Here is a 20,582-nt window from a genome sequence, read left to right on the forward strand (position 1 = left end):
CTCACTCTTCACTCTGCTGCCTGCTGATCACGGGCGTGCAGCTCGCGCAGGTAACGGTTGTAGGCGGCCAGCTCGTCGTCCTCGTCCGTGACCTTCGTGTCCGGGTGGGGACGCGGAGCGGGCACCTCGGCGACGGGGGCCGGCTTCGGCGTCTCGCCCGCGGTGCCGTCGGCTTCGGCCTTCAGCCGGAGCTTGCGGATCCGCCAGAACATGAAGGCGGGGAACAATCCGAACAGCGGCCACTGCAGGACGTAGCCGAGGTTCTGGAAGGTGCCGTTCGCGGAGGTGAAGCGGTCCCACTGCCACCAGGCGAGCCCGCAGCAGACGAGCAGGCTCACCAGGCAGGTCGCGGCGATCGCGATCCGGCGACCCCAGGGGGATCCCACCGGCGGGTGAGGGTCTGGCACGAAGGTGACGCTAGCACTGGCCGGCTGAGAGCCGACGCGCGGTCGCGGACGAGGTGGCCGGGCTCTCAACCCTGCTTGCGCGCCGCCTGGGCGGCCTTCGCGTACCCGTCGGCAAGGCCGAACACCTTCTGCGCGTACTCCGTCGAGTTGTTGTACGACAGGATCCCGGCCCACCACCCGCTCGGGCTCGCCATGTCCCGCCCGCCCGCGCACAGGTACCGCGCCGCCGCCAGGGCCGCGTCGTCGATCTGCTGCGGGTCGCCCAGGCCGTCGCCGTTGCCGTCCGAGGCCCACTTGCGCCACGTGCCGGGGATGAACTGCATCGGGCCCACCGCCCGGTCGACCCCGGCGTCGCCGTCGTAGCGGCCGCCGTCGGTGTCGCCGATCGCCTGCACCCCCGCCGATCCGTCGAGCGGGACGCCGATGATCGGCTTGGACGGGCGGCCGTCCGCGCCGAGGACCGCCCCGGCGTACTGGCCGTGGTTGGACTCGATGCGGCCGATGCCCGCGAGCGTGGCCCACGAGATCTTGCAGCCCGGCTGGTCCGCGCGCATCGCCAGCTCGGCGTTGCCGTACGCCTGCAGGGCCCGCGCCGGGACGCCGCTGGCCGCCGCGACCTGGGCCGCCCACTGCGACAGCGTGGCCGGCCCCGTCTCACGCGGATGGGCCTGCTGCGGGCTCGTCTGCTGCTCGGCCCCGCCCGCCACCGCACCACCGGCCGGGGCGACCGAGCCCGGCCGGACGTCGGCCGCCTTGACCTGCAAGGCGGGGATTTCGGTGGTGGTCGGGCTCGCCTCGGGCGTCGAGGCGCGGGTGACGAGCCAGATCCCGCCGCCGGCCACGGCCAGCACGGCGAGGACCACGATCAGCCGGGTGAGCACGGCCACGCCCGGAGAGCGCGGTCCCGGTGGGGCGGGGACGGCTTCGTCGGCGCGAGCGCCGATCGGGTCGTCCTCGGTCTTTCCGGTCCTGGTGCGCACGAAACTCCGGTCCTCCAGCGTGGTGTGGACGATCTGTCAACGAGCCCGCGCAGGTTAGCGTTACGCGGGCCGTCCCGATCGTCTCACCACGCCGGGTCACCCGGTCGAGTGGAAAACGTCTCGTCAGGCGGATTTCTGCTGACGCGCGAGCCGCGCCACGCACCAGGCCGGGGCGCTGCCGCGGCGCAGGTGCTGCAGGACGGTCATCGGCCCGAGCCGGCGACTCAGGTCGGACGGCGCGAGGCCTGCCGCCCGGTAGTCGAGGGCCCGCTGGTCGAGCGGGCTGATACCGGCGTCCCACCACTCCTCGGCTTCGGCGACGCCGCCGACCATCTGCCACCAGCCCGCGGCGGCGGTGAGGAGCTCTTCGGGCACCTCCGGCAGCCGGCTGCGCATCGCGGCGAGGTAGCCAGGATCGGCCGACTCCACCGGGACGAACCGCGACTGGCCGGTCCGCGCACGCTGGCCGGGAATGCCCGGAGCCTGCGCGGGCGCGTCGGCCAGCCACGCGGAAGCGATGCGGTCGACCTCCTGCTCCTCGGGAGTCCTCTCGCGCTCGGCGGCCCACTGCCGGATCAACGCGTCCACTCCGGGATCTCCGGTCATCCCTGCCTCCTATGTAGGTCCCCGACGGACAGGCCCTGACGGCTGTCCCACGCGGTGGTGCCGCACGCACCAACCTGCACCTTGCTGAGTGGAAAATGCCTGCGTACCGAGGGTCTCCGGGGGGATGGCGAACCACCCGATCACGCAATGTGAGCACCGTAGGGCCGGGGTGGTCGTCTTCGCCAGACCCCCGGTGCCACGAATTCGACGACCAGCGCGTTTTCGACCGCAATCCACCCGGATGGTCGAGTGCCGGAGTCCGGATTCCGAGATTGGTGACGCTGGGTGATTTACCGTCCGTTAACACGCACGGTAGTCACCGGCACCGCCCGTGGCGGCGCCGGTACGGAGAAGCGCCAGGTCAGGAGAAGAGGGCGCGGAAGAACGTGACGATCGCTTCGGCGCCGTCCTTGAGCCAGCCGAGCACGCGGTGCACGAAGTCGGCGGACTGGGTGGGCTGGGTGATCAGGAGGAAGAGCACGAGCGCGACCACGCCCACGATCAGAATCTTCTTCACGCCGCCCGACATGTGCTTCCTCCCCGGCTCGCCGTCCCCGTCCTGGGAGTGGCCATCCCAATACTGTAGGGAAGGCGTCCACCGAAGACACCTCGATCAACCCCAGTCGATCAACCCCAGGAGCGGCCATGTCCCGGAACGTGCTGGTGCAACGGGACGGCGCGGTGACGACGATCACCATCGACCGCCCGGCGGCGCGCAACGCCGTCGACGCGCCGACGGCGGCGGAGCTGGCCGAAGCCTTCCGCGCGTTCGACGCCGACCCGGGCGCGGCCGTCGCGGTCCTGACCGGAGCCGGCGGCGCGTTCTGCGCGGGTGCCGATCTCAAGGCGATCGGCACCGACCGGATGAACCGCACCCACCCGGACGGGGACGGCCCGATGGGGCCCACCCGGATGGCCCTCGGCAAGCCGGTGATCGCGGCGGTGCACGGGCCGGCCGTCGCGGGCGGGCTCGAGCTGGCCCTGTGGTGCGACCTGCGGGTCGCGGACGTCACGGCGGTGTTCGGCGTGTTCTGCCGCCGCTGGGGCGTCCCGCTGATCGACGGCGGGACGGTGCGGCTGCCGCGCCTGATCGGCCAGTCCCGCGCGATGGACCTCATCCTCACCGGACGGCCGGTCGACGCCGCCGAGGCCTTCGAGATCGGCTTGGCCAACCGCCTGGTCCCGGCGGGCGAAGCGGTGCCGGCGGCGCAGGAGCTGGCCCGGCAGCTGGCGGCCTTCCCGCAGTCCTGCCTGCGCGGCGACCGCCGGTCGGCACTGGCCCAGTGGGGCGAGTCCGAAGAGGACGCGCTGACGGCGGAGTTCGCCGCGGCGATGGGCTCGGGCGTCCTGGCCGCGGAGGCGGTCGACGGCGCGGCCCGCTTCGCCGGCGGCGAAGGCCGCCACGGCACCTTCGCGTGACCAGCGGGGCATCTAACGTGATCCGCGGGGCATCTCGCGTGATTGAGCGGTCGACTCGCGTGATCGAGGAGTCGACACGCGTGATTGGAAGGTCGACACGGCCGGGCCTCCGGTTGCGCCGTGTCGACCTCTGGATCACGCGTGTCGACTCTTGAATCACGCGTGTCGACCTCTCGGTCACGGGTGATGGCTCTAGCGAGCTATCTTGCGCGCGGACGTGCCGGTTCCGGTCAAGCGGCCGATAAGGTCTCCGGATGGACGACGACGGTGTCGGAGTGGAGCTCCGGCCGGTGGCCGAAAGCGACCTCGGCCTGCTGGAACAGCTGACCAACGATCCCGTCGCGGCCGGCGAGCACCAGTGGTTCGGCTGGCACGATCCCGGTTACCTGCGCCGCCGGTGGCTGGAGACCGGGATGCTCACCGCCGAGACCGGCATGCTCGTGCCGACGCTCGGCGGCCGCGTCCTCGGGCTCGTCTCCTGGCACCGCACCCGCACCGGGGCGACGTCCTACTGCTGGAACATGGGCCTCGTGCTGGCGCCGGAGGCACGCGGCCACGGCTACGGCACCGAGGCCCAGCGCCTGCTCGTCGGCTACCTCTTCGCCCACACCCAGCTCAACCGGGTCGAAGCGACGACCGAGACCGGCAACCGCGCCGAACAGCGCTCGCTCGAGAAAGCCGGCTTCACCCGCGAAGGCGTGCTTCGTGGCTACGGCTTCCGTGACGGCGAGTGGCGCGACCACGTCATCTACTCGGTCGTGCGCTCCGACCTGGCGAAACCCTAGGCGATCACGCCCGCCGCGCGCAGGGCGTCCAGGTCCGTGACGCCCAGTTCGGCGAGCACCGCTTCGGTGTCGGATCCCTTGGCCCGCGGTGCTTCCGGCGTCGACGGCGGCGTCCGGCCGAACCGCGGGGCCGGCGCCGGCTGGACCATGCCGCCGATCTCGACGAACGTGCCGCGCGCCGCGTTGTGCGGGTGCGACGCCGCCTCTTCCGGCGACAGCACCGGCGTCAGGCACGCGTCGGTGCCTTCGGCGCGCGCGACGAGCTCGTCGCGGGTGTGCTTGGCGATCGCCCCCGCCACGATTTCCCGCAGCCGGGGCCACTGCGTCCGGTCGACGTGCAGCGGCAGCTCCGCCGGGTCCAGCTCCAGCACCTTGACCAGGTCGCCCCAGAACCGCATCTCGATCGCGCCGACGGCGACGTACTTGCCGTCCGCGGTCTCGTACGTGTCGTAGAACGGCGCGCCGCCGTCGAGCATGTTCTCGCCGCGCTCCTCGGACCAGAGCCCGGCCGCCTTGATGCCGTGCAGGCTCGTGGTGAGCAGGGCCGCGCCGTCGACCATCGACGCGTCGACGACCTGGCCGCGCCCGGACGTGTTCCGTTCGTACAGCGCGGCCAGGATGCCCATCGCCAGCAGCAGCCCGCCGCCGCCGAAGTCGCCGACGAGGTTCAGCGGCGGCACCGGCCGCTCGCCCGCGCGCCCGATCGGTTCGAGGGCGCCGGCGATGCCGATGTAGTTGATGTCGTGGCCGGCCGCACGGGCGAGCGGCCCGTCCTGACCCCAGCCGGTCATCCGGCCGTAGACCAGCCGCGGGTTCCGGGCGTGCACGACGTCGGGGCCGAGCCCGATGCGTTCGGCGACGCCCGGGCGGAAGCCCTCGATGAGGACGTCGGCGCTGTCGCACAGCTTCAGCACCAGCTCGACCCCCTCCGGCGTCTTGGTGTTGATGCCGGCGGACCGGCGGCCGCGGGCGAGCGGGTCGGTCCCGATGCCGAGGATGTCCTCCCCCGGCTGCGCGCGGTCGACGCGGACGACGTCGGCGCCGAGGTCGGCGAGGATCATCGTGGCGAAGGGCCCGGGCGCGAGACCCGCGAGCTCCACCACCTTCAGGCCGCCGAGCGGACCTGCCTTCATGAGCGGCACCCTTTCAGAGCGAGCGGGAGATGATTTCCTTCATGATTTCGCTGGTGCCGCCGAAGATCCGCGAGATCCGGACGTCGGCCCAGGCGCGCGCGATCGGGTACTCGGTCATGTAGCCGTAGCCGCCGAACAGCTGCACGCAGTCGTCGATCACCTTGTTGACACGCTCGGTGGTCCACAGCTTGGCCATCGCCGCGCCCTGGACGTCCAGTTCGCCGCGCAGGTGCCGTTCGATGCACTGGTCGAGGAACGCCCGTGCCACCGCGGCCTCGGTCGCCGCCTCGGCGAGCTTGAACTTGGTGTTCTGGAAGGAAAAGATCGGCCGGCCGAACGCCGTGCGCTCCTTCGTGTACTCGAGCGTGAGGTCGACCGCCGACTCCAGCCCGGCCACCGCGGTGACGGCGATGATCAGCCGTTCCTGGGGCAGTTGCAGCATCAGCTGGACGAAGCCTTGACCCTCGGCGTCGCCGAGCAGGTTGCCGACGGGCACGCGGACGTCGTCGAAGAACAGCTCGGCGGTGTCCTGGCCCTTCATCCCGACCTTGTCGAGGACGCGCCCGCGGCGGAAGCCCGGCGTGTCGGTCTCGACGACGATCAGCGAGACGCCCTGCGCGCCCGCGTCCGGGTCGGTCTTGACCGCGACGACGACGAGGTCGGCGTGGAGTCCGTTGGTGATGAAGGTCTTCGCGCCGTTGAGGACGTAGTGGTCACCGTCGCGGACCGCGCGCGTCTTGATGCCCTGCAGGTCGGAGCCGGTGCCGGGTTCGGTCATCGCTATCGCGCCGACCATTTCGCCACTGGCCAGCTTCGGCAGCCACTCGCGCTTCTTCTCTTCCGAGGCGTAGGCGAGCAGGTAGTGCGCGACAATTCCATTGTGGACGGTGACGCCCCAGGCGCTGTCGCCGGCGCGCGCCTGCTCCTCGTAGAGGACGGCTTCGTGGGCGAAGGTGCCGCCGCCCCCGCCGTACTCCTCGGGGATGGACAGGCAGAGCAGGCCGACCTCGCCCGCCTTCGTCCACAGCTCGCGGTCAACCCGCTTCTCCGCCGCCCAGCGTTCCTGGTGCGGGACAGCTTCCTTCTGCAGGAACGACCGCGCGAGCTCGCGGAGGTCCTCGAGCTCGGTCGTGCTCCACGAGCTCTTCGGCAGTTGCAGTGGCACGGGACCCTCCTGCTGGAAAACATTCCGATCAGCATGTAAGTTCTGCTCGGAATGTACATCCGTACCGGTCGCAGGTAAAGCAGGGAGGCCGCGGTGACCGAGACGACGCACCGGACCCAGGCACAGCGGCGCGAGCAGACCCGCACCGCACTGCTCGACGCGACCATCGACTGCCTGGTCGACGTCGGCTACGCGCGCACCTCGGTGCCGGAGATCTGCGCCCGCGCGGGGGTGTCGAAGGGCGCGGTGCAGCACCACTTCACCGCGAAGGCCGAGCTGATGGCGGCCGCGGTCGAGCACCTGACGACGAAGCTGCGCCGTCAGCTCGCGGCGTCGCTGGACGACCTGCCCGGGGGCGGCAGCGGGGTCGCCGCGGCGATCGACCTGCTGTGGGCCGGCTACTCCGGGACGCTCTCGACCGCCGTCACCGAGCTGTGGGTCGCCGCCCGCACCGATCCCGAGCTGCGCGCCGCCATCCGCCCGGTCGACCGCGCGCTCGGCCGCGCCACGCTCGAACACGTCACCCAGGTCGCCGGCGAGCTCCCGCCGGAACGCGCGGAAATGCTGTTCTGGCTCACCGTCAACCTCACCCGCGGGCTGGCGCTGGACGCCGAGCTCGGCGGCGACCCGAACCGGCGCCGGCAGCTCCTGGAGGAGTGGAAGCGCATCGCCGTCCTGCTCTACCAGGACGCCACCACTGCACCGAGCTGACCAGTGCGGCACCGCCAGGGTGCTTTGCCCCTTATCCCGCAGGCCGATTTCGTGGTCCAATCCCCTCCCGAACGAGGGGAGTTCCGATGACCGCCGCCCCGTACCCCTACTCCTACGGCCCGCCGCCCGCCCCGCCGCCGGCCGACCCGGGCGGGTTCTTCCGGCTGCTCGCCGGCATCCTCGGCGCCCTCGCCGCGGTGGTGGTGATCGCCGGGTCGTTCCTGCCGCAGACGTCGTTCGAGCAGGTGCTGGACGGCAAGACCGACAGCAGCCAGACGATCAGCGCCTGGTCGCGCTCGTTCCCCGTCGAGCCGAGCGAGGCGGCGAAGAAGTTCTACGACCAGACCCACGTCGCCCGGTACGGCATCCCGCTCACCGCCGGCGCGGTCGTGCTGCTGGCCGGAGCCGGGCTGGCGTTCGCCGCCGTGCGCCGCACGGCGAGGCCCGGCGTGCGCTCGGGCGCCCGGACGGCTCTGGTGGCCGGAGCCGCCGGGGTGGTCGCGGCGGTGTGGATGCTCGGCATGGACGTCTCGGCGACGATGAGCTACGAGTCGGACGAGGGGACGATCAAGTCGCACTACTCGACCGGGACCGGGTTCTGGCTGCTGCTCGGCGGCGGGCTGATCGCGCTGATGGCGCTGGTCCTCGCGGCGCTGCCCGAGCGGCGGGCGCCCGTCGCGGCCCCGGCCGGGCCGCCGCCGTACCAGCAGCCATCGCGGCCGTACCCGGTGCCGCCGCAGCAGTTCGCGCAGCCCTATCCGGGATATCCGCCGTCGCAGCCGTTCCCCGCACAGGCCCCGGCGCCGCAGACCGGTGCGCAGCCGCCGCCCCCGTACGGCGGGCCGGCGTCGCAGCCGTTCCCGGCGCAGCAACCCGGCGATCCCTACGGCGGCGTCACGCAGGCCCAGCCGCACCCGGCCCAGCAGGAGCCGACCGAGCCGAATTACCAGCTGCCGCCGCTGCACCCACCCAATACGTGAATCATATTCACATCACGCTGGACAGCTGACGTACCGACGGTATGGTGTACTCGTCGGTAACCTCCGCGCGGCGTCGCGCGGACTCCGCGGAACGGAGACGTCATGACCAGCACGACCCCCGCGAACGCGGTCGGAGACACCTCGCTGCCATCGACCGTCGGCGGCGTCGCCGGGGCGCCGGGCTCGGCGCGGGCGGCCCAGCTCGTCGCCCGCGTGACGGGCGGCGCGGACTCCGCCCCGATCCGGATGCGGGCACCCTTCACCGGGCTGCCGATCGCGACGCTCCCGCAGGCCACCGACGCCGACGTCCGCGCGGTGTTCGCGGACGCGCGCAAGGCTCAGCGGGCCTGGGCGGACCGCTCCCCCGCCGAGCGCGCCCGCGTCCACACCCGGCTGCACGACCTGGTGCTCGCCCGGCAGGACGAGGTGCTCGACCTGGTGCAGGTCGAAGCGGGCAAGGCGCGGCTCGACGCGTTCGACGAGGTCAGCGCGACCGCGCTGGTGGCGGCTTACTACGGCAAGCATGCCCCGAAGCTCCTCGCGCCCCGCCGCGTCGCCGGCGTCATCCCCGGCCTGACCCGCGCGGGCGAGATCCGGCACCCCAAGGGCGTCGTCGGGATCATCTCGCCGTGGAACTACCCCCTGGCCCTGACGGCGATGGACGTCCTGCCCGCGCTGGCCGCGGGGAACGCCGTCGTGCAGAAGCCGGACAACCAGACCGCGCTTTCGGCGCTGTGGCTGCACGAGCTCGCCGAGGAGGCCGGGCTGCCCGCCGGGACCTGGCAGATCGTGCTCGGCCGGGGTTCGAAGATCGGCACCGCGCTGGTCGAGGAGTCGGACTACCTGTGCTTCACCGGTTCCACGCCGACCGGCAAGGAGCTGGCCGGCCAGGTGGCCAAGCGGCTGACGTCGTACTCGCTGGAACTCGGCGGCAAGAACCCGATGGTCGTGCTGCCCGACGCCGACGTCGCGAAGGCCGCGGCCGGCGCGGTGACCGCGTGCTTCTCCTCGGCCGGGCAGCTGTGCGTGTCGGTCGAGCGGATCTACGTCCACGAGGACATCCGCGACGAGTTCACCCGCGCGTTCGTCACCCGGACTGCGGCTTTGCGGCTCGGCGGCGCGCTGGACTACCACGCCCAGATGGGCTCGCTGACGTCGGAAGACCAACTCGCGGCGGTGTCGGCGCACGTCGAGGACGCCCGCGCGAAGGGCGCGTCGGTGCTCACCGGCGGCCGGGCGCGGCCCGACCTCGGCCCGTTGTTCTACGAGCCGACGGTGCTGTCCGGCGTCAGCCCGGACATGCTGCCGTTCGCGGAGGAGACGTTCGGGCCGGTCGTGTCGATCTACGGCTACACCGACGTCACCGACGCGATCGAGCGGGCCAACGACACGCCGTTCGGGCTCAACGCCAGCGTCTGGTCCCGCAACGGCCGCGCGGGCTGGGAGATCGCGGCGCGCCTGAAGGCCGGGACGGTCAACGTGAACGAGGGCTACGCGGCGACGTTCGGCAGCGTCGGCGTCCCGATGGGCGGGATGAAGGACTCCGGCGTCGGCCGCCGCAACGGCGCCGAGGGCCTGCTGAAGTACACGGAATCCCAGTCGATCGCGCTCCAGCGCGGCTTGCCCTTGCGCCCACCACGCGCGATCCCGGGTTCGCTGTGGTCCCGCGGCATGACGTTCGGCCTCAAAGCCCTCCGCCGTCTCCCCCGCTGACGTGATCGAAGAGTCAACTCACGTGATTGAAGGGTCAGCACTCGTGATTTGAGGGTCGACACGGCGAACCCCGCAGGCTCAGCCGTGTCGACCCTTCAATCACGCGTGTCGACCTCTCGATCACGTGAGTTGACCCTCTGATCACGCGGTGGGGGCGGTGAGGAGGCCTCGGTCGTAGGCGATGGCGACTGCTTCCGCGCGGCGGCTTGCGCCCAGTTTGGCCATTACGCGGGAAAGGTGGACGCTCACTGTTTTTTCGCTGATGTAGAGCTCCTCGCCGACCTGGCGGTTCGTGCGGCCGAGGGCGACGCGCTCCAGGACGTCGCGCTCGCGGTCGGTCAGCGGGTTGGTGACCGTGCGGGCCGGGGCCGCCGGTTCGACGCCCGCCAGCTCGATCCGGGCGCGGTGCGCGAGGTCGCGGACGGCGTCGCGCAGCGGGATCGCGCCCAGCCGGACCGCCGTCGCGTGGGCCGCTTCGAGGGACGTGCTCGCGTCGGCGTCCGCGGCCAGCCGGGCTTCGGCTTCGTGCCAGCGGCAGATTGCCTGCTCGTAGACGGCGCCGTAGCCGAACGCCTCCGCCGCGGCCGCCCACTTCGCCGCGTCGCCACGACCGGCCAGGCAGCTCGCGCCCGCCTCGAGGCGGGCCAGCCACGCGCGGCCCTCCGGACCGAGCTTCCCGGAGCGCGGCTGGCCGACGACCGAGCACATCCGGCCGTGCGCCAGGAACCGCTCGCCGGCCGCCACCGCGGCTTCGGCCGCGGCCTGGTCACCGTGGACGCGGGCACCGGCGGCCAGCTCGGCCGCGGCGGACACGCCGAGCGCGGCTACCCGGATACCGGCCAGCAGTCCGGGTTCGATCCGCTCCAGCCAGCCGATCAGGTCTTGGGCCTGGCGCACGGCTTCGGCGTGGTCGCCGCGCCAGTACGCCAGTTCGATGGCCGCACCTCCGGCCGACAACGGGATCTGGATGTCCGCCGCCCAGTGCTGCCGCAGCCCGCCGAGCTGCTTCGCGGCCTCGTCGAACCGGCCGCGAGCGACGACGAACAGCGACCAGATGGCCAGGATCCGCGCGGCGACCGCGCTGGACACCCCGCGCCCGGCACGCCCGGCGCTCTCGTCCGGCCAGTCGCCCATCAGATAACGCAGCATCAGCTGCCGCGCCCGCAGCTCCAGTCCGTAGACGCTCCAGCTCAGCCCGGCTTCTTCGGCCCGCGCGACGCCGTGCGAGGCGTGCTCCAGCGCTTCGGCGAACTCGCCCTGGTCGTCGTGGCTCAGCGCGAGGAAGTAGGTCGCGCGGATCTCGGTGTTGTACGCGCCCACGTCGCGCGCCTTGCGTTGCGCCTGGCGCAGCCGCTCCCGGGCCTCGGCGGCGTCGCCCCGCGAATCCGCCAGCGTGCCCAGGGTGACCAGCGCCGACGCCTCGGCCCCCGTCGCGCCCACGGCCTGGGCGTCGGCGACCGCGGCGAGCGCGCTGTCGAGCGCCGCCTCGGGCTGGTCGAGGATCCGGAGGAACCCGGCCCGGCTGGCCAGCACCCACGCGCGCGCCGAGCTGGGATCGGTGTCCTTCACCAGGTTCCAGGCCCGGTCGATGGCGGCGACCGCCTCGTCCAGGGTGCCTTCCAAGGCGAGCAGCGCGTCCGCCAGCCGCCGCCACACCTTCGCGGCCCGGTCGTTCGGGATGTCGGCGGTCAGTGCTTGGGTGGCCGAGCGTGCGAACGCGGCGGCTCGCTCGGGCTCGCCGGACGTCCCCGCGAAGTACGACGCTTCGTACAGCAGTTTCAGCTCGTCGAACCCGTCCGGCCGGTCCGCCACCGGGACGGCGTCCCAGATGGACAGTGCCTGTTCGACGTGCTGCAGCGCCGACCCGGGCGCGCCGAGCTTCTCGGCTTCGTCCATCGCGCGCAGCAATGCCGGCAACGCGGTGGCCAGATCGCTGCTCTGCATCGAGTGGTAGGCCAGCTTCGCGTCGTGGCCGCGGCCCTGGGGCCGCGCCTTGATCCGCGCCGCATACCCCGCGTGCGTGCGCGACCGCTCCCCCGGCAGCAGATCGCCGTACACCGCTTCCTGCAGCAACGCGTGCCGGAAGATGTAGGAGCCGTCGGAGAGCACCACCAGCACGTGGTGCTGGACGGCCTCGCGCAGCGCTTCGTCAAGTTCGAGCTCGCCCAGCCCGCAGACCGCGGCGAGCGCGGCGTGCATCACCGGCTCGGTGGCCACGGAGAGCACGCGGACCACGCGGCGGGTGTCCGGCGAGAGCCGCTCGAGCCGGGACAGCAGCACTTCGGCCAGCCCGGCCGGCAGGTCGTTGCACTCGGTCTTGGTGGCGAGCAGCTCTTCGGCGAAGAACGGGTTGCCCTGGGAGCGGGTGACGATGTCGGCCACGACGTCCGACGGCAAGGGCTCATCGGCCAGCGCCTCGACGAACTTCCGGCCATCGGCCGCGCCGAAGGGCTGCAGGTCGACGCGCTCGACGGTGGCGAGCCGGACCAGCTCCGAGAGGACCCCGCGCAGCGGGTGACGCCGGTGCACGTCCTCCTCGCGGTAGCTGCCCACGACCAGCAGCCGCTGCGCCCGCAACCTGCTGAGCAGGAAGGACAGCAGGTTGCGGGTCGACGCGTCGGCCCAGTGGAGATCCTCCAGGAGGACCACCACCGGGCGCGACTCGGCGATCTCGGTCAGCACCCCCAGTACCGCGTCGAACAACTGCAGCTGACCGAGATCCTGCTCCGGCCGGGGACGCACCATGGTCTCCCGGTCGTTGGAGGTCATCGGGGGGTGTTCGGCCGTCCGCGGTTCCTCCAGCCCCTGCCCCTGCGGCAGCAGCCGCCCGAGCGCGGGCCGGGCCCGCACCGCGGCCGCGAGCACCGCGTCCGTCGCCGCGCCGAGGGGGGCGAGCGCCTCGGCGAACGGAAGATAAGGAAGACCGCCCTCGCGGACGTCGATGCAGCGGCCGGTGAGCACCAGCGCACCGCACGCCGCGACGTGCTCGGCGAGCGCGGTCAGCAGCCGGGTCTTGCCCACCCCGGCGTCCCCCGAGAGCAGCACCGCGCCGGCTTCGCCCCGATCTGCCCGGGCGAAGGCGGCGCGGAGCCGCCGCATCTCGTGGGTACGGGCGACGAGCGGGATTCCGGAGCCGAGTCGGGGCACGAGGAGCATTCTGTCTCACACCCCCGACAGTTTCCGACCGCTTATCGCCTTGGACACCATTACCCGCCCTCTACCGGGCGGTCTTGGCGGCGTCCGCGGTCTCCCGCGCGCCTTCGCGACGCTCCTGCGCCGGTACCTCGACGTCGGTGCGCGCGGCCCGCACGTGGCGGACGACGCGGCGGGCGCGGGCGGCCCAGACGCTGCGCCCGGCCTTCCGCAGTTCCTCGGCCCGGTACGCCGCTTCGGCTCGGACCGCGTCCAGCATGAGATCGCTGTGCATCGTGTTCCCCTGTCCCTGGGTTCTCCGGTTGGTAGGACTCAGGTTCGTCCTGAGGGAGCACCCCGGGCATCGGGTGATCACGCAGGGATGGACGCAAGAAGACCCCTTACTCCCGGTCGAGCCCAGCTCGGCGGGGGTAAGGGGTCTTCTTCAAGCGCCTTGTTCCTGAGTGACTCAGTCCTGCGCCGGGCCGCCGGTCCGCACCGCGGCCAGCAGCCCCCGCCAACCCGACGCGGGCAGGCGGAACGCACCCCCTTCGGGGTCCTTCGAGTCGCGCACCGCGGCGCCGCCGGCGACGAAGGCCACTTCGACGCAGTCGTTGCCGCCGCCGCTGTGGCTGCTCTTGCGCCACCGCGCCCCGGAGAGTTCTGCTTCCATGGTCCCCACTCCCTTACTGTGTCCTCGGTTCCGGATGGTGCACCGGACCCGGTACGGCCGCCTGTTCGGCGAACCGTCCGGCCGCCTCGGCGATGAGGTCCACCGAGTCGTCCGGTTTCAGTGCGGCGGCGCGCAGATGGTCGAACATCAGCCCGTAGCGCCGCACGTCTGTGGGTTCCTCCAGGTAGAGGCCGCTGGACGTGCTGTCGTCGACGTAGACGACGTCCGGGTCGGCCTGCTCGGGGAAGCCCATGATGAGGAAGGGACCTTCCATACCGGGGTGCGCGCCGGCACCGAACGGCACGACCTGGACGGTCACGTTCGGCTTCTCGGCGACGGCGACCATCCGGTAGAGCTGCTCGGCCATCACTTCGGGGCTGTCGACCACGCGGCGCAGCACCGCCTCGTCCATCACCGCCCAGTACTCCGGCGGCGGGGTCTCGGACAGCAGTTCCTGGCGGGCCATCCGGGCGGCGACGCGGCGGCGGATCTCGGCGTCGTCGGCATCCGGTCGCAGCGCGCGGATCACCGCACGGGCGTACCGCTCGGTCTGCAGCAGCCCGGGCACCAGCAGGGCCTGGAACGCGCACAGTGAGCTGGCGTCGGCTTCGAGCCCGACGAAGGTGCCGGTGAAGACCTCGTTGTACGCGTGCCACCAGCCGCGCTTGCGGGCCTCCCTGGCCAGCTGGACGAGCGCCTCCTGCTCGTCGCCGGTGATGCCGTAGAGGGCCAGCATGTCCCGGGCGTCACGCGGGGTGACCCCGACGTGGCCGGTCTCGATGCGGCTGATCTTCGAGGCGGAGCACTCGAGCTTCTCGCCGACCTCGTCGATGGTGAGGTCCGCGGCCTCGCGGAGCCGGCGCAGCTCGCCCGAGAGTCTCCGTCGGCGAACCGTGGGGCTCTGTCCCCTTGCCATCGCGGCACCTCCGGATGTCGAGTGCTACCTGTATCCAACCATCCGGGCGCGGAGTCGGTGGAGCATTAACGAGAGTCGATTCCGGCGCCGGATCTGCAATTTGCAGAATGCTCTTGTATCCTCGCACCCTGCACTGCGGCGGGCGCCTGACAGTCGGCCACCCGTGGCTACGACCGGCCTCTGAGCAGGGTAGACGATGACCGCGCGGAATGCCGCGCGATCGTCACCCGGAGGGGTCCGGGACCGTCCCCCGATCGGTCCCGGCCCCCTCACCCGGGTCGAATGCCCTTTTCCGGCGACGGATATTCGAGCTATTAGTCGCCCGTGAGGGTGATTTCCCGGCGAACCTCACAAGACGCGCAGGAGTCCTTCTTGGACGACCGTCGCGATCAGCGTGCCGTCCTGCGCGAAGAACCGGCCGGTGGCGAGACCGCGGGCGCCGGACGCCGTCGGCGAGGCGCTGTCGTAGAGGAACCACTCGTCCGCGCGGAACGGCCGGTGGAACCACAGCGCGTGGTCGAGGCTGGCCCCGAGCACCTTGTCGGTGTCCCAGTAGACGCCGTGGCGGGCGAGCACCGAATCCAGCAGCGTCATGTCCGAGGCGTAGGTCAGCACGCAGACGTGCAGCAGCTGCTCGTCGGACAGTTTCCCGTCGGCGCGCATCCACACCTGGTTGCGCGCGGGCCGCTCGCCGGTCTCCCGGGTGACCCACGGCGGCTCGTTGACGTACCGCAGGTCGATCGGCCGCGGCCGGGCGTGCGCGCCGATCGCGTAGCCCTCGGCGCGCTCCATCAGCGTCGGCAGCGTCTCCGGCGCCGGCACGCCCTCCGGCATGACCTCGGCGTGCTCGATGCCCGGTTCGTCCGTCTGGAACGACGCCGAAAGCGAGAAGATCGCCTTGCCGTGCTGGATGGCCACCACCCGGCGGGTGGTGAACGACCGGCCGTCGCGGATCCGGTCGACCTCGTACACGATCGGCACACTGGGGTCGCCGCCGCGGATGAAGTACGCGTGCAGCGAGTGGACCCGGCGTTCCTCGGGGACCGTGCGCCCGGCCGCGACCAGCGCCTGGCCGGCGACCTGCCCGCCGAACACCCGCACCGGCGAGTGGGCGGGCGAGACACCGCGGAAGATGTTCTCTTCGATCTTTTCCAGGTCGAGCAGCGCGATCAGGCGGTCGAGCACCGGCTGGCCGCCACCGGACAGTTCCGGTTCGGTGGCGGCCGTCCTGGCCATTTCAGTCATGGCAGGACCATACGTGCATACTGAGCGGTCGGTCTCTCAAGCGTGGTCGTCTTCACCGAGCCGGTGCACGCGGATCAGGTTGGTCGACCCGACGGTGCCCGGCGGGGAACCGGCCACGATGACGACCAGGTCGCCCTTCTGGTACTTGCCCATTTCGAGCATCGCGTGATCGACCTGCTGGATCATCTGGTCGGTCGAGTCCACGAAGGGCACGATCCGGGTGGTCGTGCCCCAGGTCATCGAAAGCTGGCTGCGGACGCTCTCCTCCGGCGTGAACGCCAGCAGCGGCAGCCGCGTGTGCAGCCGGGCCAGGCGGCGCACGGTGTCACCGGACTGGGTGAACGCCACCAGGGCCTTCGCGTTGAGCCGCTCGCCGATGTCGCGGGCGGCGTAGGAGATGACGCCGCGCTTGGTACGCGGGACGTGCGTCAGCGGCGGGACGACCGGCGAGTCGGTCTCGACCGCCTCGATGATCCGGCCCATCGTCTCCACGACCTCGATCGCGTACCGGCCGACCGAGGTCTCACCGGACAGCATCAGCGCGTCGGCGCCGTCGAGCACCGCGTTCGCGACGTCGGAGGCCTCGGCGCGGGTCGGCCGGGAGTTGTTGATCATCGACTCGAGCATCTGCGTCGCGACGATGACCGGCTTCGCGTTCTCGCGGCAGATCTGGATGGCGCGCTTCTGCACCAGCGGGACCTGCTCCAGCGGCAGCTCGACGCCGAGGTCGCCGCGGGCGACCATCACCGCGTCGAACGCCAGCACGATGGCTTCGAGGTTGTAGACGGCTTCCGGCTTCTCGATCTTGGCGACGACCGGCAGCCGGCCCTTGCCGACGCGGTCCATCACCTGGTGGACCAGGTCGATGTCGGCCGGCGAGCGGACGAAGGACAGGGCGATGAAGTCGACGCCCAGCTCGAGGGCGAACTCGAGGTCCTCGATGTCCTTCTCGGACAGCGCCGGGACGGAGACGTCCATGCCGGGCAGCGAGACGCCCTTGTTGTTGCTGACCGGGCCACCCTCGGTGACCTCGCAGACCACGTCCTGGCCCTCGACACCCTTGACCACCAGGCCGACCTTGCCGTCGTCGACGAGCAGGCGGTCGCCGGGCTTGGCGTCCCTCGCCAGGCCCTTGTAGGTGGTCGAGACGCGGTCGTGGGTACCGGCGACGTCCTCGACGGTGATCCGGACGATGTCGCCGTTGTGCCACTCGACCGGCCCGCCGGCGAACGTGCCGAGGCGGATCTTCGGGCCCTGCAGGTCGGCGAGGATGCCGACCGCCCGGCCGCTCTCGGCGGCCGCGGCCCGGATCAGGTCGTAGACCTGCTTGTGGTCGCTGTGGCTGCCGTGGCTGAAGTTCATTCTGGCCACGTCCATGCCCGCATCAACGAGCGCCCGCATCTTCTCGGGCGTTGCAGTGGCAGGGCCCAGGGTACAAACGATCTTCGCGCGTCGGCTCACGTCCGCATAGCGTAGTCCCTCATCGCGCGTTCGTCTGTACCGATCCCGAATGTTCAAGAAAGTGTTCAGAAGCCTGCCTGGTCAGGTTCGGTTTCAGCGACGCCGGTGTTCACTCGGCCCGACCCGGTCGCGGGCCCACTCGTTGAACTCCCGGAGCTGCCGCCAGGCCTTCCGGACCCGGTCGAGGGCACCCCGCTCGTGCAGGACGTCGTCGGGCTCCCAGCCGCGCACGGCGTACACCGAGCGGTGGCGCAGCAGGTCGATGCGCGGGTGGTCGGCGTCGAACCCGCGGGGCTTCGACTTCAGCCGGTCGCCCTTGACCTCCCAGCCGGCCCGCTCGAGCTTGGCGAGGGTCTTCCGCAGCGCCTCGCCGTGCAGTTCGGTGTCGACGGCCGTCCGGAACCGGGCCAGCTGGTCGGACTCGAGGTGGAAGCACCCGCCGCCGACGCGCAGGCCGTCCGGCCCGACCTCGACGTAGTAGGCGCCGCCGCCGCGGCCCTGCTCGATCACCCCGCCGCAGTGGGTCTTGTACGGCGTCTTGTCCTTGGCGAAGCGGACGTCCCGGTAGGGGCGGAACACCTTGGGCTCGCCGAAGCCGTCGGAGAACTCGGGCGCCAGCTCGGCCAGCAGCGCCTCCATCGGGGCCCGGACGTCGGACTTGTACGTCTCGACGTGGTCGTCCCAGTAGGGCTTGGAGTTGTCCTCCACCAGGCCGTCGAAGAAGTCGACGGCGTACTCGCCGAATCCGCTGAACGTCACGCCCGCGACGATAAACGGGGGCACCGACAAGTTCTGCCGGTGCCCCCGTGGGAACCGTGCTACTTCGCGACGGCGGTGATCAGCTCGCCGTTCGTGGTGTCGCCCGAGAGCTCCCAGAACATCGCGCCGCCCAGGCCCTGGGTCTTGGCGTAGGAGATCTTGCCGGCGATGGTCGTTGGGGTGTCGTAGCTCCACCAGTTGCTGCCGCACCTGGCGTACGCGGTGCCCGCGACCGTGCCGGTCGCCGGGCAGGACGTCTTGAGCACCTTGTAGTCCTCGATGCCCTGCTCGTACTTGCCGGGCGCCGGGCCGGTCGCCGTGCCGCCCGGGGCGCTCTGCGTGACGCCGGTCCAGCCGCGGCCGTAGAACCCGATGCCCAGCAGCAGCTTGCTCGCCGGGACGCCCTTGCTCTTCAGCTTCTGGATCGCCGCGTCGGAATAGAAGCCGGCCGTCGGAATGCCCGAGTACGACGTCAGCGGCGAGTGCGGGGCCGTCGGGCCTTGGGCCGCCCAGGCGCCGAAGTAGTCGTAGGTCATCACGTTGTACCAGTTGACGTACTGCGCCGCGCCGCCGTAGTCGGCCGCGTCGATCTTGCCGCCGCTGGTGCCGTCGGCGGTGATCGCCGCGGTGACCAGCTTCGAGCCGAACTTGGCGCGCAGCGCCTGGAGCAGGTTCTTGAACGCCGCCGCGCCACTGGTGTCGCACGAGAGGCCACAGGCGTTGGGGTACTCCCAGTCGATGTCGATGCCGTCGAAGACACCGGCCCAGCGCGGGTCGTTGACCAGGTTGTAGCAGGAGTTCGCGAACGCGGCCGGGTTCTTCGCCGCCTGCCCGAAGCCGCCCGACCAGGTCCAGCCGCCGAAGGACCAGATGACCTTCAGGCCGGGGTGCTTGGCCTTGAGCTTCTTGAGCTGGTTGAAGTTGCCGGCGAGGGGCTGGTCCCAGGTGTCGGCGACGCCGTCGACGCTGCCCGCGGCGTCGTAGGTCTTCTGGTAGTCGGCGTAGGCATCGCCGATCGCGCAGCCGCCGTTCGTCACGTTGCCGAACGCGTAGTTGATGTGGGTCAGCTTGCTCGCCGAGCCCGACGTCTCGATGTTCTTGACGTGGTAGTTGCGGTCGTAGACTCCCCATTCGGTGAAGTAGCCGACCACCTTGCCGACGGAAGCTTGTGCGGTATCGGTCGCGGCGGTGGCCACCGGGGCGGTGGCACCGCCCGCGACGAGGCCCGCGGCGGCCGCCACGGCCAGCAGGGCCGAGAAGCTCTTCCTGCGGAAACGGGACATGCGTTCTCCCTCCGGGGAATTACTCACGGCACCGGTGCCGGAGTGGTGTGGACCACACTTACCGTAAGTGGACTAGACCACTAGGTCAATGGTTCAGACCATGCCGGGGCTACATTCCTCGACCGGAATATGCCCGGTGACGGACCATCCTCGACCTGCTGCGCGACGGCGAGCGGTCGGTCGGCCCCTTGCCGAGGCCGGCGCCTGGCCGACGCCCTCCGGAACGTCTTGAATGACTCATTCCTGGCGTGGGACGCCAGGAATGAGTCATTCAAGACGGTGGGTCAGGCGCGCTCGGATCAGCTGGGGTCGAAGGTGATGCCGCGCTCGGCCGCGCGGCGCTCGCCCCACTCGTACAGCGCCGTCAACGCCGGGCGCAGCTCCTCCCCCACCTCCGTCAGGTGGTATTCGACGTGCGGGACGCGGCCGTCGAACTCCTCGCGGCGGACGAGGCCGTCCGCCGCCAGCTCGCGCAGCTGCTGGGTCAGCATCTTCTCGCTCACCCCCGGCATCCGGCGCCGCAGCTCGCCGTAGCGGTGGGCGCCCTCCTTCAGGTGGGCCAGGATCACCGGTTTCCACTTGCCGCCGACCAGGTCGACCGCCAGTTCCGTCGCGCAGTGGTACCGCTTCATCCCGCTCCCCCTACGTACCGGAAAGTACGTGGTTGCCCGGCCGGAGAACCACTGGTTGCCTGGTCCGGTGATCGTGCCAGAAACCCCGCCGACCCCCACCCTCCACGACTGGGCGGGCGGCCACGAAGCTCTCGTGAAGCTGCTGACCGTCTTCTACGGCCACGTCCTCGAAGACCCGCTGCTCGAACCCGTCTTCCGCGGCATGGACCCGGACCACCCGAAGCACGTCGCGGTGTGGCTCGGCGAGGTCTTCGGCGGGCCGGCCGAGTACTCCGCGAGCCACGGCGGGCACGCCCACATGGTCGGGCGCCACCTGGGGCGCGGCATCACCGAAGAGCAGCGGCGCCGGTGGGTGAACCTGCTGCTCGACGCCGCCGACGAGGCCGGCCTGCCCGGCGACCCCGAATTCCGCGCCGCCTTCGCCGGCTACCTCGAATGGGGCAGCCGGCTGGCCGTCGTCTTCTCCGCGCCCGGCGCCGAGCCGAACCTGCACGAACCGGTCCCGCAGTGGGACTGGCCGGTACCGCCCTGGCAGCCGCCGTCGCCCTAGCCGCATAGTAGGGCAACCGAACGGAGGGTTGC

The 20,582-nt window shown here is 71.4% G+C and carries 21 protein-coding genes; 6 read left to right on the plus strand and 15 right to left on the minus strand.

Annotated elements, in window-relative coordinates; translation table 11 throughout:
- Positions 1-8 precede the first annotated feature (8 nt).
- The 4 genes from ACLJQF_RS20805 to ACLJQF_RS20820 form a co-directional block, all read right to left on the minus strand.
- Positions 9-407, minus strand: coding sequence for a hypothetical protein (locus ACLJQF_RS20805; protein WP_410610831.1), 399 nt, complete (start codon positions 405-407; stop codon positions 9-11).
- A 65-nt stretch (positions 408-472) separates the two neighbouring features.
- The gene (locus ACLJQF_RS20810; RefSeq protein ID WP_410610832.1) at positions 473-1,387 is read right to left on the minus strand and encodes a lytic transglycosylase domain-containing protein; all 915 of its coding nucleotides are present in this window, start codon (positions 1,385-1,387) and stop codon (positions 473-475) included.
- A 123-nt stretch (positions 1,388-1,510) separates the two neighbouring features.
- Complete coding sequence (locus ACLJQF_RS20815; protein WP_013224355.1) at positions 1,511-1,993, minus strand: hypothetical protein; 483 nt, start codon at positions 1,991-1,993, stop codon at positions 1,511-1,513.
- Between the two features lie 361 nt (positions 1,994-2,354).
- Positions 2,355-2,510: a hypothetical protein gene (locus ACLJQF_RS20820; protein ID WP_176742160.1), complete on the minus strand. Its 156-nt coding sequence runs from the start codon at positions 2,508-2,510 to the stop codon at positions 2,355-2,357.
- A 128-nt stretch (positions 2,511-2,638) separates the two neighbouring features.
- Between ACLJQF_RS20820 and ACLJQF_RS20825 the strand changes: the two genes are divergently transcribed.
- The gene (locus tag ACLJQF_RS20825) at positions 2,639-3,412 is read left to right on the plus strand and encodes a crotonase/enoyl-CoA hydratase family protein (RefSeq protein WP_410610834.1); all 774 of its coding nucleotides are present in this window, start codon (positions 2,639-2,641) and stop codon (positions 3,410-3,412) included.
- A gap of 254 nt (positions 3,413-3,666) precedes the next feature.
- Entirely contained in the window at positions 3,667-4,197 is a 531-nt protein-coding gene (locus ACLJQF_RS20830; RefSeq protein ID WP_410610836.1) for a GNAT family N-acetyltransferase, read from the plus strand.
- On the opposite strand, the gene ACLJQF_RS20835 is transcribed toward ACLJQF_RS20830, so the two are convergent.
- Positions 4,194-5,330: a CaiB/BaiF CoA transferase family protein gene (locus tag ACLJQF_RS20835; protein WP_410610838.1), complete on the minus strand. Its 1,137-nt coding sequence runs from the start codon at positions 5,328-5,330 to the stop codon at positions 4,194-4,196. The two genes, ACLJQF_RS20830 and ACLJQF_RS20835, sit on opposite strands and share 4 nt — an antisense overlap.
- Positions 5,331-5,343: 13 nt before the next feature.
- On the minus strand, positions 5,344-6,495 hold the full coding sequence (locus ACLJQF_RS20840) for an acyl-CoA dehydrogenase family protein (RefSeq protein ID WP_410610840.1): 1,152 nt from the start codon (positions 6,493-6,495) through the stop codon (positions 5,344-5,346).
- 93 nt (positions 6,496-6,588) lie between these two features.
- On the opposite strand from ACLJQF_RS20840, the gene ACLJQF_RS20845 reads away from it, so the two are divergent.
- The 3 genes from ACLJQF_RS20845 (at position 6,589) to ACLJQF_RS20855 (ending at position 9,899) form a co-directional block, all read left to right on the plus strand.
- Entirely contained in the window at positions 6,589-7,206 is a 618-nt protein-coding gene (locus tag ACLJQF_RS20845; protein ID WP_410610842.1) for a TetR/AcrR family transcriptional regulator, read from the plus strand.
- 86 nt (positions 7,207-7,292) lie between these two features.
- Complete coding sequence (locus ACLJQF_RS20850) at positions 7,293-8,186, plus strand: hypothetical protein (protein ID WP_410610844.1); 894 nt, start codon at positions 7,293-7,295, stop codon at positions 8,184-8,186.
- Positions 8,187-8,288: 102 nt separating this feature from the next.
- A complete protein-coding gene (locus ACLJQF_RS20855) occupies positions 8,289-9,899 on the plus strand; it encodes a succinic semialdehyde dehydrogenase (protein WP_410610846.1) in 1,611 nt (536 codons plus the stop codon).
- Between the two features lie 141 nt (positions 9,900-10,040).
- On the opposite strand, the gene ACLJQF_RS20860 is transcribed toward ACLJQF_RS20855, so the two are convergent.
- The 9 genes from ACLJQF_RS20860 to ACLJQF_RS20900 form a co-directional block, all read right to left on the minus strand.
- Entirely contained in the window at positions 10,041-13,055 is a 3,015-nt protein-coding gene (locus tag ACLJQF_RS20860; RefSeq protein WP_410610848.1) for a helix-turn-helix transcriptional regulator, read from the minus strand.
- Between the two features lie 61 nt (positions 13,056-13,116).
- Complete coding sequence (locus ACLJQF_RS20865) at positions 13,117-13,326, minus strand: hypothetical protein (protein WP_410610849.1); 210 nt, start codon at positions 13,324-13,326, stop codon at positions 13,117-13,119.
- A gap of 174 nt (positions 13,327-13,500) precedes the next feature.
- On the minus strand, positions 13,501-13,704 hold the full coding sequence (locus tag ACLJQF_RS20870) for a DUF397 domain-containing protein (RefSeq protein WP_410610850.1): 204 nt from the start codon (positions 13,702-13,704) through the stop codon (positions 13,501-13,503).
- A gap of 13 nt (positions 13,705-13,717) precedes the next feature.
- Positions 13,718-14,620, minus strand: coding sequence for a helix-turn-helix domain-containing protein (locus ACLJQF_RS20875; protein ID WP_410610851.1), 903 nt, complete (start codon positions 14,618-14,620; stop codon positions 13,718-13,720).
- A gap of 348 nt (positions 14,621-14,968) precedes the next feature.
- Positions 14,969-15,865 carry an acyl-CoA thioesterase gene (locus tag ACLJQF_RS20880; protein ID WP_410610852.1) on the minus strand — a complete coding sequence of 299 codons (897 nt, stop codon included), beginning with the start codon at positions 15,863-15,865 and terminating at the stop codon, positions 14,969-14,971.
- Positions 15,866-15,901: 36 nt separating this feature from the next.
- Positions 15,902-17,326, minus strand: a complete 1,425-nt coding sequence (pyk, locus tag ACLJQF_RS20885; protein WP_410610853.1) for a pyruvate kinase — start codon at positions 17,324-17,326, stop codon at positions 15,902-15,904.
- 93 nt (positions 17,327-17,419) lie between these two features.
- Positions 17,420-18,085 carry a DUF2461 domain-containing protein gene (locus tag ACLJQF_RS20890; protein WP_410610854.1) on the minus strand — a complete coding sequence of 222 codons (666 nt, stop codon included), beginning with the start codon at positions 18,083-18,085 and terminating at the stop codon, positions 17,420-17,422.
- Positions 18,086-18,144: 59 nt separating this feature from the next.
- Positions 18,145-19,368: a glycoside hydrolase family 18 protein gene (locus tag ACLJQF_RS20895; RefSeq protein ID WP_410610856.1), complete on the minus strand. Its 1,224-nt coding sequence runs from the start codon at positions 19,366-19,368 to the stop codon at positions 18,145-18,147.
- Positions 19,369-19,667: 299 nt separating this feature from the next.
- Positions 19,668-20,000 carry a winged helix-turn-helix transcriptional regulator gene (locus ACLJQF_RS20900; RefSeq protein ID WP_410610857.1) on the minus strand — a complete coding sequence of 111 codons (333 nt, stop codon included), beginning with the start codon at positions 19,998-20,000 and terminating at the stop codon, positions 19,668-19,670.
- Positions 20,001-20,067: 67 nt separating this feature from the next.
- On the opposite strand from ACLJQF_RS20900, the gene ACLJQF_RS20905 reads away from it, so the two are divergent.
- A complete protein-coding gene (locus ACLJQF_RS20905; RefSeq protein ID WP_410610859.1) occupies positions 20,068-20,550 on the plus strand; it encodes a group II truncated hemoglobin in 483 nt (160 codons plus the stop codon).
- The last annotated feature ends 32 nt before the right edge of the window (positions 20,551-20,582 follow it).

The sequence above is a fragment of the Amycolatopsis sp. lyj-109 genome (genome assembly GCF_046548995.1).
Lineage (GTDB): Bacteria > Actinomycetota > Actinomycetes > Mycobacteriales > Pseudonocardiaceae > Amycolatopsis.

Bases quoted from the DNA above. Each gene is read 5' to 3' on its own strand.
- ACLJQF_RS20815 (WP_013224355.1), bottom strand. From the start codon at position 1,993: ATGACCGGAGATCCCGGAGTGGACGCGTTGATCCGGCAGTGGGCCGCC.
- ACLJQF_RS20825 (WP_410610834.1), top strand. From the start codon at position 2,639: ATGTCCCGGAACGTGCTGGTGCAACGGGACGGCGCGGTGACGACGATC.
- ACLJQF_RS20830 (WP_410610836.1), top strand. From the start codon at position 3,667: ATGGACGACGACGGTGTCGGAGTGGAGCTCCGGCCGGTGGCCGAAAGC.
- ACLJQF_RS20835 (WP_410610838.1), bottom strand. From the start codon at position 5,330: ATGAAGGCAGGTCCGCTCGGCGGCCTGAAGGTGGTGGAGCTCGCGGGT.
- ACLJQF_RS20850 (WP_410610844.1), top strand. From the start codon at position 7,293: ATGACCGCCGCCCCGTACCCCTACTCCTACGGCCCGCCGCCCGCCCCG.
- ACLJQF_RS20855 (WP_410610846.1), top strand. From the start codon at position 8,289: ATGACCAGCACGACCCCCGCGAACGCGGTCGGAGACACCTCGCTGCCA.
- ACLJQF_RS20860 (WP_410610848.1), bottom strand. From the start codon at position 13,055: ATGCTCCTCGTGCCCCGACTCGGCTCCGGAATCCCGCTCGTCGCCCGT.
- ACLJQF_RS20865 (WP_410610849.1), bottom strand. From the start codon at position 13,326: ATGCACAGCGATCTCATGCTGGACGCGGTCCGAGCCGAAGCGGCGTAC.
- ACLJQF_RS20870 (WP_410610850.1), bottom strand. From the start codon at position 13,704: ATGGAAGCAGAACTCTCCGGGGCGCGGTGGCGCAAGAGCAGCCACAGC.
- ACLJQF_RS20875 (WP_410610851.1), bottom strand. From the start codon at position 14,620: ATGGCAAGGGGACAGAGCCCCACGGTTCGCCGACGGAGACTCTCGGGC.
- ACLJQF_RS20880 (WP_410610852.1), bottom strand. From the start codon at position 15,865: ATGACTGAAATGGCCAGGACGGCCGCCACCGAACCGGAACTGTCCGGT.
- ACLJQF_RS20895 (WP_410610856.1), bottom strand. From the start codon at position 19,368: ATGTCCCGTTTCCGCAGGAAGAGCTTCTCGGCCCTGCTGGCCGTGGCG.
- ACLJQF_RS20900 (WP_410610857.1), bottom strand. From the start codon at position 20,000: ATGAAGCGGTACCACTGCGCGACGGAACTGGCGGTCGACCTGGTCGGC.